The sequence below is a fragment of the Microbacterium sp. ZXT2-5 genome (assembly GCF_055329545.1).
Window position 1 is genome coordinate 920,646 of record NZ_JBUZWD010000001.1, and the last position, 14,949, is coordinate 935,594.

Below are 14,949 nucleotides of genomic sequence, written 5' to 3' on the forward strand. Positions count from 1 at the left end.
GTCCTCGGCCGGCCCCCGGCGCGGACCGCCCGTGCTCAGCCGTAGCGCGCGAGAGCCGCGACCATCCGACACACAGGGTGCGACACTGGAGCATGCGGATCCTGCTGAAGTTCGTGATCGACTGCGACCCCGACGCGGCGTGGCGGGCGCTGCACTCGCCACGGGCGGTGGCCGAGCTGTACGGTCCGGTGCTCGGCCTCGAGCCCCTCGTTCCCAGTGGGCTGCCGACCTCGTGGTCGCCCGGCGATGACGTACCGGTGCAGCTGTCGGCGTTCGGGTCGGTGCCGGTCGGCCGCCAGCTGATCCACGCGAGCGAACGGCGCGTCGACGGGCCGGGCGGCGAGGTGCGCATCTTCCGCGACAGCGGCATCCCGCTCACGGGGCCCCTCGCGAGCCTCGACGTCTGGGACCACCAGATGGCCGTGGCGCCGGCACCGGGACAGCCGGGCAAGACCCTCTGGCGCGACCGGCTCGTGATCGGCGGACCCACCGCCGCGCTCCTGTGGCCGATGCTGTGGGCGACCTGGCAGTGGCGCGCCGCGCGCATCCGCGCCCTCGCGCCCACGTGGGCGCACGACCCCGAGCCGGCGGATGCGGCCGAGGCCGCGGCATCCGGCTCGGACGTCACTCCTGCGGGATGACGGTCAGCACGCGCGCGACGTATTCGAGGAACTTCCGCATGAACGTGCGGAGGAACTCCTCGGTCTCGGCGTCGGTCACCCGCGCGTCGTCGTCGATGAGGCCGGGCGTGACCTGGATGTAGGCCTCGGGCGACGTCATCTGCCGTGCGTTCAGGTAGCTCAGCGTGCTGCGCAGCGTCTGCTGGCCCACGGCCGTGCCGATCTTGCCCGGTGACGCCCCGATGACCCCGGTGGGCTTGTCCTCCCAGGCGTTCTGCCCGTACGGCCGGCTGCCCCAGTCGATCGCGTTCTTCAGCGGGCCGGGGATGGACCGGTTGTACTCCGGCGTCACGAAGAGCACGGCGTCGGCGGAGTCCACCGCCTCCTTGAAGTCGGTCGCGACCTGCGGGTAGTCGCCGTCGAGATCGCGGTTGTACAGCGGGAGGTCGGCGTATCCGATCTCAAAGAACTCGAGCTCCCGCGGGGCCAGGCGCTGGAGCGCCTCGGCGAGGCGGCGGTTGACGGATTCGCGCGACAGGCTGCCGATGACGATGCCGACGCGGTAGGGCGGTTCGTGCTCAACGATGTCGATCTTCATGGGGTCAGCCTGCACCCGCCGCCGGATGGCCGCACCCGCCTTGACGGACGCCGCGGAACCTGGCACCCGGCGCGACCGGCCCCGCGGGTATCAGCGTGCGCGCGCCACCCCTCTTCCGCATCGGGGCGGTCCACTGCAATGTGGTCCCAAGACCCTGGGGAGGTGCGACATGGCCGACGAAGTCCAGTACGCCGAGCCCGCCGACGAGCCGCGCACGCACGTGACGCTGCGGCTCATCGCGCAGGACCCCGCGGTGAGCGGCGACGACGGGCGCATCCTCACCGCGAACGTGAAGGTGCCGTGGTCGCGGATGGAGGACGGTCCCCGCGGATCCCGGCTGCACGTCGTCGACTACGACACGGCGACCGGCCGCTACGTCAAGCACGCGCCGCTGGGCAGGGAGGATCTGTTCGCGGATGCCGCGGACGACGTGCTGCGCACCGATCTGGCCTTCCACGCGCAGCACGTCTACGCCACCGCCGCGCGCACGCTCGCCACGTTCGAGACGGCGCTCGGGCGCCGGCTGCCGTGGGGCTTCCGCAGCCACCAGCTCTTCCTCGTGCCGCACGCGTTCCCGGAGGCCAACGCGTTCTACTCCTACGACGACAGGGCGCTGCTGTTCGGCTACGTGCCTCCGGTTGACCCCCGCGGCGAGGCGGTGTACACGTGCCTGAGCCACGACGTCGTGGTGCACGAGACGACCCACGCTGTGCTCGACGGCCTCCGCCGGCGGTTCCTCGAGCCGAGCCTGCCCGACCAGGCGGCCTTCCACGAGGGGTTCGCCGACATCGTGGCGCTGCTGTCGGTGTTCTCGATGCGTCCGGTCCTCGAGCAGGCGCTCGGGCGGCCCGACCGCAGCGGCCGGATCCCCCGCAGCCGCGTCGAGCGCGAGGCGCTGCGGCGGAGCATGCTCGCCCGGGTCGCCGAGCAGATCGGCAGCGTGCTGACCCAGGGTCGCGGCGCGCTGCGCCAGTCGGCGCTGAACCCGCCGCCGCAGGACTGGGCGAAGCTTCCCGAGTTCCTCGAGCCGCATCGGCGCGGCGAGGTGCTCGTGGCGATCGCCTTCGACGTCCTCATCGAGATCTGGGTCAAGCGCCTGCAGGCGCTGTTCTCCAGGCCCCGCGGCGAGGGGGCGACCGGCCGGATCACCCTCGACCGGGCGCGCGCCGCCGAGGAGGGCGCCAAGGCGGCGTTCCAGCTGCTCACGATGCTGATCCGGGGCCTGGACTACCTGCCGCCGGTCGAATTCGACTTCGGCGACCTGCTGAACGCCGTGCTGCTGGCCGACAACGAGGTCGCGCCCGACGACGACCTGGGCTACCGGCAGCTCCTGGTGGAGGGATTCGCGCGCGCCGGCATCCAGCGCTCCGCCAACCGCGTGACCGACGTGCTGGAGTCCGAGCTGCCGCCCTACTACCTGGGCATCAACTTCGCCGGCCTGCGCAGCGACCGCGACGAGGTGTTCCGGTTCCTGTGGCAGAACGCCCGCCGCCTGGACGTGTCGACGGACTACTACACCGTGATCGAGTCCGTGCTGCCCACGCAGCGGATCGGCCCCGACGGGCTGATCGTCCCCGAGTCGGTGGCGACGTACGTCCAGATGGCCGAGATGACCGCTCGCGAGTTCACCGACGAGTCGGGGCTGCAGCTGTCGCCGGCCATAGACCCGCGCACGCCCGTCCAGCTGTTCGGCGGCGGAACGCTCATCTTCGACCAGTTCGGCCGCCTGAAGCTGCACGTCCACAAGCGTCTCGACGACTGGCGCCGCCAGCAGAAGCGGCTCGACCACCTCGCCCGGACGGGCCGGCACGACGCCTCGCGGCGCCTCGGGTTCTCGGACAGCGCCGCGCGCGGGCAGACGTTCGCGCAGCTGCACCGCACCGAGCGCAGCTCCGGGGAGACATGGTGAGCGCCGCCGTCCGCACGCGCGTGCGCATGTACCAGGTCGGCTTCGGCGACTGCTTCCTGGTGTCGATCGAGTACGACGGGCCGCTCGAGGACGGGCGCGCCGCCCGGCACATCCTCATCGACTACGGCACCAGCCATTCGCCGCGGGAGGGCATGGCCCGCGGCCGCATGGCGGACGTCGCCGCGCTCGTCGAGGAGCACACCGGCGGCCACCTCGACGTCCTCGTGGTGAGCCACCGTCATCGCGATCACCTCAGGGGATTCGAGGTCGACGCCGGCGCGGCGATCATGAGGCGGCTCGCTCCGACGCTCGTGCTGCGGTCGTGGACGGAGGACCCTGAGCTGTCGGCCACGGCGGACGGCCCGGACGCCGGCGCCGCGCCGGCCGGCCTCAGCCGCGCGTCGGTGCGCTACGCCGCGCTCCTCGCGCAGGCGCAGGAGCACGTCGCCCGGCTCGCCGGGCTCGCCGGCCTCGACGACGAGGTGCGGACGGCCGCGGAGGACCAGCTCAAGAACGCCGAGGCCGTGGCCCTGCTCGACGAGCTGTCGCGCGACGGCCGCGGGCGCTATCTCCACGCGGGCATGGAGTCCGGGATGGAGGCGCTGATCCCCGGGCTCCGGGCGACGGTGCTGGGCCCGCCGACGGTCGACCAGGATCCGCGGGTCGCGAAGCAGCGCGAGGACGATCCGGAGTACTGGCTCACCGCACTGGACGCCTCTTTGCGCATGGTGGGCGCCGCCGCCGACGCCGGCACCCCGGCGCCCATGACCCACGGCCCGGGTCCGGTCCGCTGGCTGATCGACCGCCTGGCCAATCAGCGGACCGCGTCGGCCGCGCGGCTGGTCCGCGACCTCGACGACGCCCTGAACAACACCAGCCTGATCCTGCTGCTCGAGATCGGCGGCCTGTCGCTGCTCTTCCCCGGCGACGCCCAGATCGAGAACTGGCGGCACACGCTGGACCAGCTCCCCGGCGAGCCGCGGCTGCGCGAGCGGCTTGCACGGATCGACCTGTACAAGGTCGGCCATCACGGCAGCCGCAACGCCACGCCGCGCTCGCTGCACGCGCTCTGGAAGGACCGCGCCGACAGCCTGCCCCGGCTCACCGCGGTGATGTCGACGCGGCAGGGCGTGCACGGCAAGGGCGACAACGCGGTCCCGCAGACGCACCTGGTCACAGCACTGCAGGAGGTCGCCGACCTCTACTCCACCGACGACCTCGTCGGCGGCGAGGAGTACGTCGAACTGGTGTCGGAGGTCTCCGGGGGACCGTTCCGGCCGGTCCCGGCGGCGGGGAACGGATGACCGGATGCCGCGGCCCGCGCGCGCGGGCCGCGGCATCCGTCCTCACTCGGCGAGCGCCTCGACCGCCGCCACCCGCGTCGCGAGCCGGGTCGGCACCACCGCCGCGACGAGGGTGAGCACCGCGGTGGCGGCCACGATGATCGCCACGGGCAGCCACGGCACCGCGGGCGCGACCAGCGTGGGCGCCGAGAACGACGGCGGCATCGGCACGGAGCCGAGGAGCGACTGCGCGCCCGCCCAGCCGTACGCGATCCCCAGCACGAGACCGGTCACCGTGGCGGCGATCGTGATGTGCGCCGCTTCGAGCAGCACCATCCGACGCACCTGACCCGTCGACACGCCCAGCGCCCGGAGGAGCCCGAGCTCACGGCGGCGCTGCACGACGCCGATCGTCAGGAGGTTGACCAGCCCGACGGCCGCGATGACGGCCGACACGGCGACCAGGCCCATCATGATCCCCGCGAAGGTGTCCAGCAGCGTCGTGAGCTCGTCGGGCGCGTCGCCGCCCGCCGACATCGTGAGCACCGCCTTCACGGTCTCGAGGGCGACCGCGAACATCGTCACGAGCGTGACCCCCATCACGACGCCGATGGCCATGCGGCTGGAGCGCTCCGGGTAGCGCAGCGCGTTCTCGGCCGCGAGCCGGGCGGTCGCGGACGATCCGAACCACCTGCCGACGAGCCGCAGCACCGGCGGCATGACCAGGGTCGCCCCCAGTGCGAGCCCCGTGAAGGAGAAGATCCCGCCGAAGAAGGCGATCACCACGCCGAGGGGGCTGAGCAGGCCCAGCGCGATGCCCGCGACCAGCAGCGCGCCGCCGATCGCGAACAGCGCCACGGCGGCGCCGTTGCGGGGGCCGCGGCGCGCGAACGCGTCGTGGGATGCCTCCACCGACCCGCCGAGCGCCTGCAGCGGCGTCACGGTGAGCACGCGGCGGGAACCCGCCCACGCCGCGGCCCACGTGGTCAGGGCGACGACGGTCGCCGGGACCACCAGCACCGGCTGGACGACGGCGTACTGGACGCCGTCGATGCCGAGGTATCCGACGGCGAGGGCGACCCCGGCCCACGACACCAGCGTGCCGCCGACGAGTCCGAGCAGCGCGCCCACGATGCCCACCGCGAGACCCTGCCGGGCCACCTCGGCGCGCTGCGACCGCGCCGATGCGCCGATGAGCCGCAGCAGGGCGATCCGGCGGGTGCGGCCGGCGATCACCGTGGCGAACGTGTTGGCAGTGACGATGGCAGCGACGTAGACGGCGACGCCGATGAGCAGGACGCTCATGATGCCCAGCACCGCGGCGAGCGTGCCGCTGTCGCCGATGAACGGGTCGGCGCGGAGGACGGCCGCGATGAACCCGGTCGCGCTGAGCAGGATCGCCCCGAACGCGCTCGAGATCGCCGCGACGAGGATGCTCGCGCCCATACCCCGCTCGCGGAGCCATCCGAGAGGCGCCGCGACCGCGGCCCCGGCCCCGCGGGTCGCCGGCGTGCGCTCCGCCGTCGGCGCTGCGACGGCGCTCACGAGGCGGCCTCCGCGACCGGAGCCGCGGCGACCGGCGCCGCCGCCACCGGCGCCGCCGCGCCGAGCTCGGAGGCCAGCATGTACGCCGAGATCTCCTCCGCGCTCTGGCGGGGCTTGTCGGCGACGATGCGGCCGTCGCCGAGGAACAGGACGCGGTCCGCGTGCGAGGCGGCGACCGGGTCGTGGGTCACCATGGCGATGGACTGGCCCTGGTCGCGGCTCGCGGCGGCGAGGAGCGCCAGCACCTCGCGGCCCGAGCGGGAGTCGAGGTTGCCGGTGGGCTCGTCGGCGAACACCAGGTCGGGCGCCGTTGCGAGGGCGCGCGCGATCGCGACGCGCTGCTGCTGGCCGCCCGAGAGCTGGTGCGGCCGATGGCGAAGCCTGCTCGTCAGCCCCAGGCGCTCGACGAGCCCGTCGATGCGGGACCGCTCGAGCGTCGTCGGGCGGCGTCCGTCGAGGTCGAACGGCAGCAGGATGTTGCCCAGCGCGTCGAGGGTCGGCACGAGGTTGAACGCCTGGAAGACGAAGCCGACGCGCCGCCGGCGCAGGATCGTGAGCTCCAGATCGCTGAGGCCGGTGATGTCGGTGTCGCCGATCCATGCCCGGCCCGAGGTCGGGGCGTCGAGCCCGGCCATGATGTGCATGAGCGTGGACTTGCCCGAGCCCGACGGGCCCATGATGGCGGTGAACTCGCCGCGACGGATGCCGACGGTCACGCCGTCCAGTGCGCGGACCGTGCTCTCGCCGGTGCCGTAGGTCTTGGTGAGCTGGTGGACCCGGGCGGCGAGGCCCAGATCGGTCGAAGAGATTTCCATGTCCTCGACGGTAGGAAGCGCCTGCTGTCGCGCGCGTCCGCCTGGCGAGGCATCCGTCTACATCCCCGGGATGATCCTCCCCGCCGCATCCCGCCGGTCAGACGAGGTCGTGCTCGAAGGCGAAGACGACCAGCTGCACCCGGTCGCGGAGGGCGAGCTTGGTCAGGATGCGACTGATGTGCGTCTTCACCGTCGCCTCGGAGAGGAACTCCCGCGCCGCGATCTCGGCGTTGGACAGGCCGCGCGCGGCGAGGGCGAAGATCTCCCGCTCGCGCTCGGTGAGCTCGCCGTAGGCGGCGGGGACCGGGCGGGCGGCGGCATCCGTGAATCTTGCGAAGAGCTCCCGGGTGGCGGATGCCGCGATCACGGCCGATCCCGCGTGCACCGTGCGGATCGCCGCGAGGAGGAACTCGGGGTCGGCGTCCTTCAGCAGGAAGCCGCTCGCACCCTGGCGGATCGCCCGCGCCGCCGCCTCGTCGAGGTCGAACGTCGTGAGCATGACGATGCGCGGGGGCTCGGGGTCGGTGAGGAGCTCGGCGGTGGCGGCCAGTCCGTCCATGACGGGCATCCGGATGTCCATGAGCACGACGTCGGGCCGGGTCTGGCGCACGGCGTCGACGGCCTCGCGGCCGTCCGACGCCTCGGCGACCACCTCGAGGTCGGGCTGCGAATCGACGAGCATGCGGATGCCGGCGCGGAAGAGCGCCTGGTCGTCGACCAGCGCGACGCGGATCATGCGAGTCCTCCGATCGGGATCAGTGCGGTCACCGCGAACGCGCCGTCCTCGTCCGCCGCGTCGAGCCGGCCGCCGGCGAGCTGGGCGCGTTCGCGCATGCCGATCAGGCCGTGCCCCGCCTTCGGCGTGCGCGGGCCGGGCGGCAGCGGGTTGCGCACCCCCAGCTCCACACGGTCGGCGAGCCACGCCAGCCGCACGTCGACCGGACCTCCGGGCGCGCCGTGTCGCAGGGCGTTGGTGAGCGCCTCCTGGAGGATGCGGTACACGGCCAGCTGGACCGCGCCCGGCGGCTCCCCGGGCGGTGCCGGATCGACGTCGACCCGCAGCCGCACGCCGGCGGCCCGCACCTGCGCGTAGAGCTCCTCGAGGTCGGCGAGCGTCGGCTGCGGGCCGTCGCCCTGACGGTGGCGCAGCTGCCCGAGGAGCAGCCGCACATCGGCGAGGGCGGAGCGCGCCGTGCTCGCGATCGTGGCGAGCGCCTCGGTCGCGACCGCGGGATCGGATCCGGCCGCGTAGCGTGCGCCGTCCGCCTGGGCGACCACGACCGCGAGCGAGTGCGCGACGACGTCGTGCATGTCGCGCGCGATGCGCACGCGCTCCTGCTCGGCGATGGCCTCGGCCTCGGCCCGCTGCTGCGCCTCGCGGTTCTCCCGCGCGCGCACCGCCGTCCGCACGAGCGCGCCGATCGTCCACGCCAGGCCCAGCGCGAAGGCGGCCGCCACGAGCATCACCAGCGCGAGCGGCAGCGTCTGCCAGGTGAGGCCGCCGGAGTACAGCGGCCCCGCCGCGAGGTAGACGGTGATCACCAGCGCGCCCACGAGCGCCGAGACAAGGCCCGCCCAATAGACGCGGGAGCCGCCATAGGCCGCCGTGGCGTACAGGACGGCGAAGATCGCGACGTCGGCGAAGCCCGGCGGGCGCCCGAATCCCATCTGCAGCAGTGCGCCCGCCCACGCAAGCCCCAGCGCGAGCGCCGGTGAGAGGCGGCGCACGGCGAGCGCCGCACCGAAGAACAGGGCGATGACGAACGCCTCGAGCGCCGGGAACGTCCCCTGCAGCGGTGCGCCGTAGCCCGTCGCGCCGGTGACGACGTGCTCGATCGGCCACGCCGCGAGGAAGAAGAGCACGCCCAGCGAGACGTCGACGACGAGCTGGTACGTCTTCAGGCGGCGGAACACCGTTTCACGTTACGGGAGACCAGCGGGCGCGGCATCCGTCCCGCGCTGTACCTGCGGCCCCGATGGCATCCTCCGCCGGATGTATCCATAAGGTCTGCTGGACCCACCATTGCGCGGCACCGGGTGAGGCTTTACTGTCGCGTCACAGGCCGAAACCGACGGGAAACGTGCAGTCGACAGGATCGTGGTGCGGGGCCGCCCCATCGATCGGACCCGTCGGTCCCAGCCCGAGGGATGCCCCCGCGGGGGCGCGGACGACGAGCCGGCGAGCGCCGGCTCACGAACGGAGACACGATGACGACGGTACGCGCGGCGATCTCGCAGACCACCTGGACGGGCGACAAGGAGTCGATGCTCGACAAGCACGAGGGCTTCGCCCGGGATGCCGCGGCGCAGGGCGCGCAGGTGGTGTGCTTCCAGGAGCTGTTCTACGGCCCCTACTTCGGCATCACGCAGGACAAGAAGTACTACGGCTTCGCCGAGCCCGCCGACGGGCCGATCGTGCAGCGGTTCGCCGCGCTGGCCAAGGAGCTGGGCCTGGTCACGGTGCTGCCGATCTACGAGGAGGCCGAGACCGGGGTCTACTACAACACCGCGGTGCTCGTCGACGCCGACGGCAGCATCCTCGGCAAGTACCGCAAGCACCACCTCCCGCACCTCGACCGGTTCTGGGAGAAGTTCTACTTCCGCCCGGGCAACCTCGGGTACCCGGTGTTCGAGACCGCCGTCGGACGCGTCGGGATGTACATCTGCTACGACCGCCACTTCCCGGAGGGGTGGCGCGAGCTGGGACTGAACGACGCGCACATGGTCTTCAACCCGAACGCGACCAAGCCCGGGCTGTCGAACCGGCTGTGGGAGGTCGAGGGTCCCGCCGCGGCCGTCGCGAACGGGTACTTCGTGCTGCAGCCCAACCGCGTGGGGCGCGAGGACAACGAGTACGGCGACCTCGCTGTCGACTTCTACGGCACCAGCCAGGTGATCGACCCGCGCGGGAACTTCGTCGGCGAGCGCGGATCCGGCGACCACGAGGAGCTGCTGGTGCGCGACCTGAACATGGACATGGTGCGTGAGATGCGGGACGACTGGCAGTTCTACCGCGACCGCCGGCCCGACTCCTACACGAAGATCGCGAAGCCCTGAGGGCCTGACAGGCTCGGCCACCGGAGGACTGACATGGCAACGACACTCATCAAGGGCGGAACCGTCGTCTCGGCGACGGGACGCGGCGAGGCCGACGTGCTCATCGACGGCGAGACCATCGCGGCCGTGCTCGCGCCCGGCTCGCAGCTGCTGGGCACGGATGTCGCGGCATCCGTCGACACGGTCATCGACGCGACCGGGAAGTACGTGATCCCGGGCGGCATCGACGCGCACACCCACATGGAGCTGCCGTTCGGCGGCACCAACGCGTCGGACACGTTCGAGACCGGGACGCGGGCGGCCGCGTGGGGCGGCACGACGTCGATCATCGACTTCGCCGTGCAGCGCTACGGCGAGCGCGTGCAGGACGGGCTCGCGGCGTGGCACGAGAAGGCCGCCGGCAACTGCGCGATCGACTACGGCTTCCACCAGATCGTCGGCGGCGTCGACGACGACTCCCTCGCGGCGATGCGGGGCCTGCTCGACGAGGGCGTCTCGAGCTTCAAGCTCTTCATGGCCTACCCCGGCGTGTTCTACTCCGACGACGCGCAGGTGCTCAAGGCCATGCAGGTATCGGCGGAGACCGGCCTGCTCACGATGATGCACGCCGAGAACGGCCCGGCGATCGACGTGCTCGCGGCGCAGCTGGCCGAAGCCGGCAAGAAGGCGCCGTACTACCACGGCATCGCGCGCGCCTGGCAGATGGAGGAGGAGGCCACGCACCGCGCGATCATGCTGGCGAACCTCACCGGCGCGCCGCTGTACACGGTGCACGTGAGCGCCAAGCAGGCCGTGGACCAGATCGCCTGGGCGCGCGACCAGGGCTGGAACGTGTTCGGCGAGACCTGCCCGCAGTACCTGTACCTCTCGCTGGAGGAGCAGCTCGGCGCGTTCAGCGAGGAGTGGGGGCAGTTCGAGGGTGCCAAGTGGGTGTGCTCGACGCCGCTACGCAGCAGCAAGGAGGGCCACCAGCACCACATGTGGCAGGCGCTGCGCACCAACGACATCCAGATGGTCTCGACCGACCACTGCCCGTTCTGCATGAAGGGCCAGAAGGAGCTGGGTCTCGACGACTTCCGCGCGATCCCGAACGGCATCGGCTCGGTCGAGCACCGCATGGACCTGATGTACCAGGGCGTCGTCACGGGCAAGATCACGCTCGAGCGGTGGGTGGAGCTGACCTCCACCACACCCGCGCGCATGTTCGGCCTGTACGGCAGGAAGGGCGTCATCCAGCCGGGCGCCGACGGCGACATCGTCGTCTACGACCCGAACGGCCACACGTCGATCGGCCTCGGCGAGGGCCGCACGCACCACATGAACATGGACCACTCCGCATGGGAGGGCTACGAGATCGACGGGCATGTCGACACCGTGATCTCCCGCGGCAAGGTCGTGGTCGACGGCGGCCGGTACCACGGCTCCAAGGGCGACGGGCGCTTCCTCAAGCGCGGCCTCTCGCAGTACCTCATCTGATTCCCGGCGATCGAGCGGAGCGTATCGAGATCATGGACTTCGGCGTCGTCCTGCAGACCAACCCGCCCGCCGCGCGCACCGTGCAGCTCGCCAAGCTCGCCGAGGCGCACGGCTTCAGCCACGTGTGGACCTTCGACTCGCACCTGCTGTGGCAGGAGCCCTACGTCATCCACTCGGCGATCCTCGCCGAGACCAAGCGCGTCACGGTGGGGCCGTTCGTGACGAACCCCGCGACGCGGGACTGGACGGTGACGGCCTCCGTGTTCGCCACGCTCAACGAGATGTACGGCAACCGCACGATCTGCGGCATCGGCCGCGGGGACTCGGCGGTGCGGGTGACCAACGGCAAGCCGGTGACGATGGCCGAACTGCGCGAGTCCATCCACGTGATCCGCGAGCTCGCGAACTCGCGGCCCGTCGAGTACCACGGCTCGACGATCCGGTTCCCGTGGAGCCGGGGCTCGCAGCTGGACGTGTGGGTGGCGGCGTACGGGCCGATGGCACTCACGCTCACCGGCGAGGTGGGCGACGGGTTCATCCTGCAGCTGGCGGACGTCGACATCGCCGCGTGGATGATCAAGACGGTGAAGGATGCCGCGGCCGCCGCCGGCCGCGACCCCGACTCGCTCGCCTTCTGCGTGGCCGCCCCGATGTACATCGGCGACGACGAAGCGCACATGCGCGACCAGTGCCGGTGGTTCGGCGGCATGGTGGGCAACCACGTCGCCGACATCGTCGCGAAGTACGGCCATCACGGCGCCATCCCCGACGCGCTCGCCGACTACATCGAGGGACGCAAGGGGTACGACTACAACACCCACGGCAAGGCCGACAACGACCACGTCGACTTCGTCCCCGACGAGATCGTCGAGCGCTTCTGCATCCTGGGCTCGGCATCCGACCACATCGCCAAGCTCGAACAGCTGCGCGAGCTGGGGGTCACCCAGTTCGCCGGCTACCTGCAGCACGACAACAAGGAGGAGACGCTCCGCGTCTACGGCGAGACCGTGATCCCGGCGCTGCAGACCCACGTGACGGCCAAGTCGTGAAGTCGGCACCGGCATGAGGCCCATCGGCTGGTCGGCGCGCCGTCAGGGCGAGCTCCGCGGCTGGATCGCCGCGGGCTGGGGCGCGGTGGGGGTGGTGGCGGTCATCGTGCTGTGGGAGCTGTACAAGTTCCTCGGACCCGCCGACGGCGTTGTCGTGGGCGCCGTCCCCGGCGAGTCCGGGTCGGGGCTCATGATCCTCCCGCGCACCCATGACCGGGCGATGCCGCACGTGTGGGACATGGTCGCGCGCCTGTTCGCCCCCACGAGCGGCGGCGACACCCCCGCGCTCTGGGTCTCGGTCGCCGGCGCCGCCCTCATCACCCTGGGGATCGCCGCCGTCGGATGGCTGATCGGCGTGGTCGTGGGCGCCCTCCTGGGCCTGGTGATGCAGCGGTGGCGCCTGCTGGAGTGGGGCCTGCTCCCCTGGATCGTGGTGAGCCAGATCGTGCCGCTCATCGCGTTCGCCCCCGTCGTCAATGCGATCGGCAACCAGATCGACCGCGGCGGCGGCACGTGGCCGCAGTGGCTGTCGGTGGCGGTGATCGCGTCGTATCTGGCGTTCTTCCCGGTGGCCGTCGGGGTGCTCCGAGGCCTGGCGTCGCCGGACCGCATCCACCTCGACCTCATGAGCAGCTACGCCGCGGGGTACTGGCCGACGCTGTTCCGGCTGCGCCTGCCCGCGGCCGTCCCGCACCTGCTTCCGGCGCTGCGGCTCGCCGCCGCGAACGCGGTGCTCGGCGCGGTCGTGGCGGAGGTCTCCATCGGCATGCGCGGCGGCATCGGCCGCATGCTCATCCAGCTGGCGGGTCAGGCCTCGAGCGACCCCGCCGCTCCATGGGGGCCGACGTTCGGCTCGATCGCCCTCGGCCTGATCGCCGCCGGCTCGGTGGCCCTCATCGGCCTCGGACTTGCCAACTACCGCAGAGGAGAGGCCGCCGCATGACCGACCTTGCCGTCCACGCATCCGGCGTCGGGAAGGTGTTCCCGACGAAGACCGGGGAGGTCGTCGCGCTGACCGACGTCGATCTCGAGGTCGCCGGCGGTGAGTTCGTGTCGCTCATCGGCCCGTCGGGCTGCGGCAAGTCGACGCTGCTGCGCCTGATCGCGGACCTCGACCAGGCGACGTCCGGCACCCTCCAGATCTTCGGAAAGCCCGCCAAGCGCGCCCGCATCGATCAGGACTACGGCATCGCGTTCCAGCAGGCCGGCCTCCTGCCGTGGCGCTCGGTCGCCGCCAACATCGGGCTGCCGCTCGAACTGCACGGCACGGGCAAGGCTGCTCGCGCGAGCCGCGTGGCCGAGCTGGCGGAACTGGTCGGTCTCTCGGACTTCGTCGATCGCTACCCCGACCAGCTCTCCGGCGGTATGCAGCAGCGCGTCGCGATCGCCCGCGCGCTGGCCGCCCGCCCGAAGCTGCTCCTCATGGACGAGCCGTTCGGCGCGCTCGACGAGATGACGCGCGAGCGCCTGCAGTCCGAGCTGACGCGCATCGCCGCCGAGACCTCGGCGGCCGTCGTGTTCGTGACCCACTCGATCCCGGAGGCGGTCTTCCTCTCCGACCGCGTGGTGGTGATGAGCCCGCGTCCCGGTCGCATCACCGACGTGGTCCAGACCTCTCTCGGCGAGGTGCGCGACGAGGCGCTGCGCGAATCGCCGGAGTTCTTCGACCGCGTGACGGCCGTCCGCGAGGCGCTGCACGGCTCGCCCGTCACGAGGGCGAGTGAATCATGACGGATGCCGCGACCACGATGCTGCCCGCCGCGCCGACTCCGGCGGGCGCGGGACGGGGGCCCGGCGAGCGCGAGCTTCCGGGGTGGCTGAAGTGGGTGGCGCCCGTCATCGTCGGCGTCCTGATCCTCGCGATCTGGATCTTCTGGGTCGATGTGCTCGGCACCGCGCCGCGGATGCTGCCGAGCCCGACCGCGATCGCCGAGGAGTTCGTCCGCCGGTTCCCGATCATCCTCGACGACATGATGATCACGGCCACGAACGCTCTGATCGGCCTCGTGGTCGGCTCCCTCCTCGCGCTGCTGTTCGCCGGGCTGGCGGCCGCGGCCAAGCCCGTCGACGGCATGCTCGCGCCGCTGGTGTCCGCCCTCGCCGTCATCCCGATCGTCGCGATCACGCCGATCCTCAACACGATGTTCGGCGCCTCGAGCCAGTTCGGACGTCAGGCGGTCGCGACGATCGCGGCCTTCATCCCGGTGTTCGTCAACGTGCTGCGGGGCCTCCGCCAGACCCGGCCCGTGCACCGCGACCTGCTGCGCTCGTCCGCGGCATCCGGCTGGCAGACGTTCCGCGTCCTGACACTCCCGACCGCCCTCCCGTACCTCATGACGGGCCTGCGCATCGCCAGCTCGCTGGCGGTGATCGCCGCCCTCGTCGCCGAGTACTTCGGCGGGCCAGCCGACGGCATCGGCACGGCCATCGCCACCTACGCCAAGTCCGGCCGGGCCGCGCTGGCGTGGGCCTACGTGCTCGGCGGCATCATCATCGGGCTCGTGTTCTTCCTCGTGACCTCGCTCCTGGAGCGCCTGGCGACGAGGCGGTCGCCGGCCTGACCGGCGTTTGCAGTACCCGACGCACCACACGAAAGG

The 14,949-nt window shown here is 72.0% G+C and carries 14 protein-coding genes; 9 read left to right on the forward strand and 5 right to left on the reverse strand.

All coding sequences use genetic code 11. From position 1 onward, the window contains the following. The first annotated feature begins 92 nt into the window (after positions 1-92). Complete coding sequence (locus tag ACZBH1_RS03995; RefSeq protein ID WP_378885347.1) at positions 93-641, forward strand: hypothetical protein; 549 nt, start codon at positions 93-95, stop codon at positions 639-641. On the opposite strand, the gene ACZBH1_RS04000 is transcribed toward ACZBH1_RS03995, so the two are convergent. Next, the gene (locus ACZBH1_RS04000) at positions 625-1,218 is read right to left on the reverse strand and encodes an NADPH-dependent FMN reductase (protein ID WP_463645580.1); all 594 of its coding nucleotides are present in this window, start codon (positions 1,216-1,218) and stop codon (positions 625-627) included. The two genes, ACZBH1_RS03995 and ACZBH1_RS04000, sit on opposite strands and share 17 nt — an antisense overlap. Before the next feature lie 169 nt (positions 1,219-1,387). Here ACZBH1_RS04000 and ACZBH1_RS04005 point away from each other — a divergent pair, with 169 nt between their 5' ends. Continuing rightward, complete coding sequence (locus ACZBH1_RS04005; RefSeq protein WP_336393577.1) at positions 1,388-3,127, forward strand: gluzincin family metallopeptidase; 1,740 nt, start codon at positions 1,388-1,390, stop codon at positions 3,125-3,127. Continuing rightward, positions 3,124-4,431 (forward strand): ComEC/Rec2 family competence protein, encoded by a 1,308-nt coding sequence (locus tag ACZBH1_RS04010; RefSeq protein WP_463645581.1) that lies wholly within the window; start codon positions 3,124-3,126, stop codon positions 4,429-4,431. The genes ACZBH1_RS04005 and ACZBH1_RS04010 overlap by 4 nt, the downstream gene beginning before the upstream one ends. Positions 4,432-4,473: 42 nt before the next feature. Here the strand turns inward: ACZBH1_RS04010 and ACZBH1_RS04015 are convergent, their stop codons facing one another. From ACZBH1_RS04015 to ACZBH1_RS04030, 4 genes are all read right to left on the reverse strand, one after another. Continuing rightward, a complete protein-coding gene (locus ACZBH1_RS04015) occupies positions 4,474-5,856 on the reverse strand; it encodes an ABC transporter permease (protein WP_463646653.1) in 1,383 nt (460 codons plus the stop codon). A gap of 95 nt (positions 5,857-5,951) precedes the next feature. Continuing rightward, positions 5,952-6,770 (reverse strand): ABC transporter ATP-binding protein, encoded by an 819-nt coding sequence (locus tag ACZBH1_RS04020; RefSeq protein ID WP_336393579.1) that lies wholly within the window; start codon positions 6,768-6,770, stop codon positions 5,952-5,954. Positions 6,771-6,867: 97 nt separating this feature from the next. Continuing rightward, entirely contained in the window at positions 6,868-7,506 is a 639-nt protein-coding gene (locus ACZBH1_RS04025) for a response regulator (protein WP_336393580.1), read from the reverse strand. Next, positions 7,503-8,684: a sensor histidine kinase gene (locus ACZBH1_RS04030; protein ID WP_452324042.1), complete on the reverse strand. Its 1,182-nt coding sequence runs from the start codon at positions 8,682-8,684 to the stop codon at positions 7,503-7,505. The genes ACZBH1_RS04025 and ACZBH1_RS04030 overlap by 4 nt, the downstream gene beginning before the upstream one ends. 294 nt (positions 8,685-8,978) lie before the next feature. Here ACZBH1_RS04030 and ACZBH1_RS04035 point away from each other — a divergent pair, with 294 nt between their 5' ends. Genes ACZBH1_RS04035 through ACZBH1_RS04060 form a run of 6 tightly spaced genes read left to right on the forward strand, consistent with a single transcriptional unit; the run spans position 8,979 to position 14,913 of the window. After that, positions 8,979-9,827: a nitrilase-related carbon-nitrogen hydrolase gene (locus ACZBH1_RS04035; RefSeq protein ID WP_336393582.1), complete on the forward strand. Its 849-nt coding sequence runs from the start codon at positions 8,979-8,981 to the stop codon at positions 9,825-9,827. Between the two features lie 33 nt (positions 9,828-9,860). Continuing rightward, positions 9,861-11,303, forward strand: coding sequence for a dihydropyrimidinase (hydA, locus tag ACZBH1_RS04040; RefSeq protein ID WP_336393583.1), 1,443 nt, complete (start codon positions 9,861-9,863; stop codon positions 11,301-11,303). Positions 11,304-11,335: 32 nt separating this feature from the next. Continuing rightward, complete coding sequence (locus tag ACZBH1_RS04045; protein ID WP_452324041.1) at positions 11,336-12,352, forward strand: TIGR03842 family LLM class F420-dependent oxidoreductase; 1,017 nt, start codon at positions 11,336-11,338, stop codon at positions 12,350-12,352. 13 nt (positions 12,353-12,365) lie between these two features. Beyond that, positions 12,366-13,295 (forward strand): ABC transporter permease, encoded by a 930-nt coding sequence (locus ACZBH1_RS04050; RefSeq protein WP_336393585.1) that lies wholly within the window; start codon positions 12,366-12,368, stop codon positions 13,293-13,295. Next, the gene (locus ACZBH1_RS04055) at positions 13,292-14,083 is read left to right on the forward strand and encodes an ABC transporter ATP-binding protein (protein WP_463645582.1); all 792 of its coding nucleotides are present in this window, start codon (positions 13,292-13,294) and stop codon (positions 14,081-14,083) included. Before ACZBH1_RS04050 ends, ACZBH1_RS04055 begins: the two co-directional genes overlap by 4 nt. Then, positions 14,080-14,913, forward strand: a complete 834-nt coding sequence (locus ACZBH1_RS04060) for an ABC transporter permease (protein ID WP_463645583.1) — start codon at positions 14,080-14,082, stop codon at positions 14,911-14,913. Before ACZBH1_RS04055 ends, ACZBH1_RS04060 begins: the two co-directional genes overlap by 4 nt. The last annotated feature ends 36 nt before the right edge of the window (positions 14,914-14,949 follow it).

Excerpts from the sequence above, each read along its gene's own strand:
- ACZBH1_RS03995 (WP_378885347.1), top strand. The coding sequence starts at position 93 with ATGCGGATCCTGCTGAAGTTCGTGATCGACTGCGACCCCGACGCGGCG.
- ACZBH1_RS04000 (WP_463645580.1), bottom strand. The coding sequence starts at position 1,218 with ATGAAGATCGACATCGTTGAGCACGAACCGCCCTACCGCGTCGGCATC.
- ACZBH1_RS04005 (WP_336393577.1), top strand. The coding sequence starts at position 1,388 with ATGGCCGACGAAGTCCAGTACGCCGAGCCCGCCGACGAGCCGCGCACG.
- ACZBH1_RS04015 (WP_463646653.1), bottom strand. The coding sequence starts at position 5,856 with ATGGGCGCGAGCATCCTCGTCGCGGCGATCTCGAGCGCGTTCGGGGCG.
- ACZBH1_RS04020 (WP_336393579.1), bottom strand. The coding sequence starts at position 6,770 with ATGGAAATCTCTTCGACCGATCTGGGCCTCGCCGCCCGGGTCCACCAG.
- ACZBH1_RS04025 (WP_336393580.1), bottom strand. The coding sequence starts at position 7,506 with ATGATCCGCGTCGCGCTGGTCGACGACCAGGCGCTCTTCCGCGCCGGC.
- ACZBH1_RS04035 (WP_336393582.1), top strand. The coding sequence starts at position 8,979 with ATGACGACGGTACGCGCGGCGATCTCGCAGACCACCTGGACGGGCGAC.
- hydA (WP_336393583.1), top strand. The coding sequence starts at position 9,861 with ATGGCAACGACACTCATCAAGGGCGGAACCGTCGTCTCGGCGACGGGA.
- ACZBH1_RS04045 (WP_452324041.1), top strand. The coding sequence starts at position 11,336 with ATGGACTTCGGCGTCGTCCTGCAGACCAACCCGCCCGCCGCGCGCACC.
- ACZBH1_RS04050 (WP_336393585.1), top strand. The coding sequence starts at position 12,366 with ATGAGGCCCATCGGCTGGTCGGCGCGCCGTCAGGGCGAGCTCCGCGGC.
- ACZBH1_RS04055 (WP_463645582.1), top strand. The coding sequence starts at position 13,292 with ATGACCGACCTTGCCGTCCACGCATCCGGCGTCGGGAAGGTGTTCCCG.
- ACZBH1_RS04060 (WP_463645583.1), top strand. The coding sequence starts at position 14,080 with ATGACGGATGCCGCGACCACGATGCTGCCCGCCGCGCCGACTCCGGCG.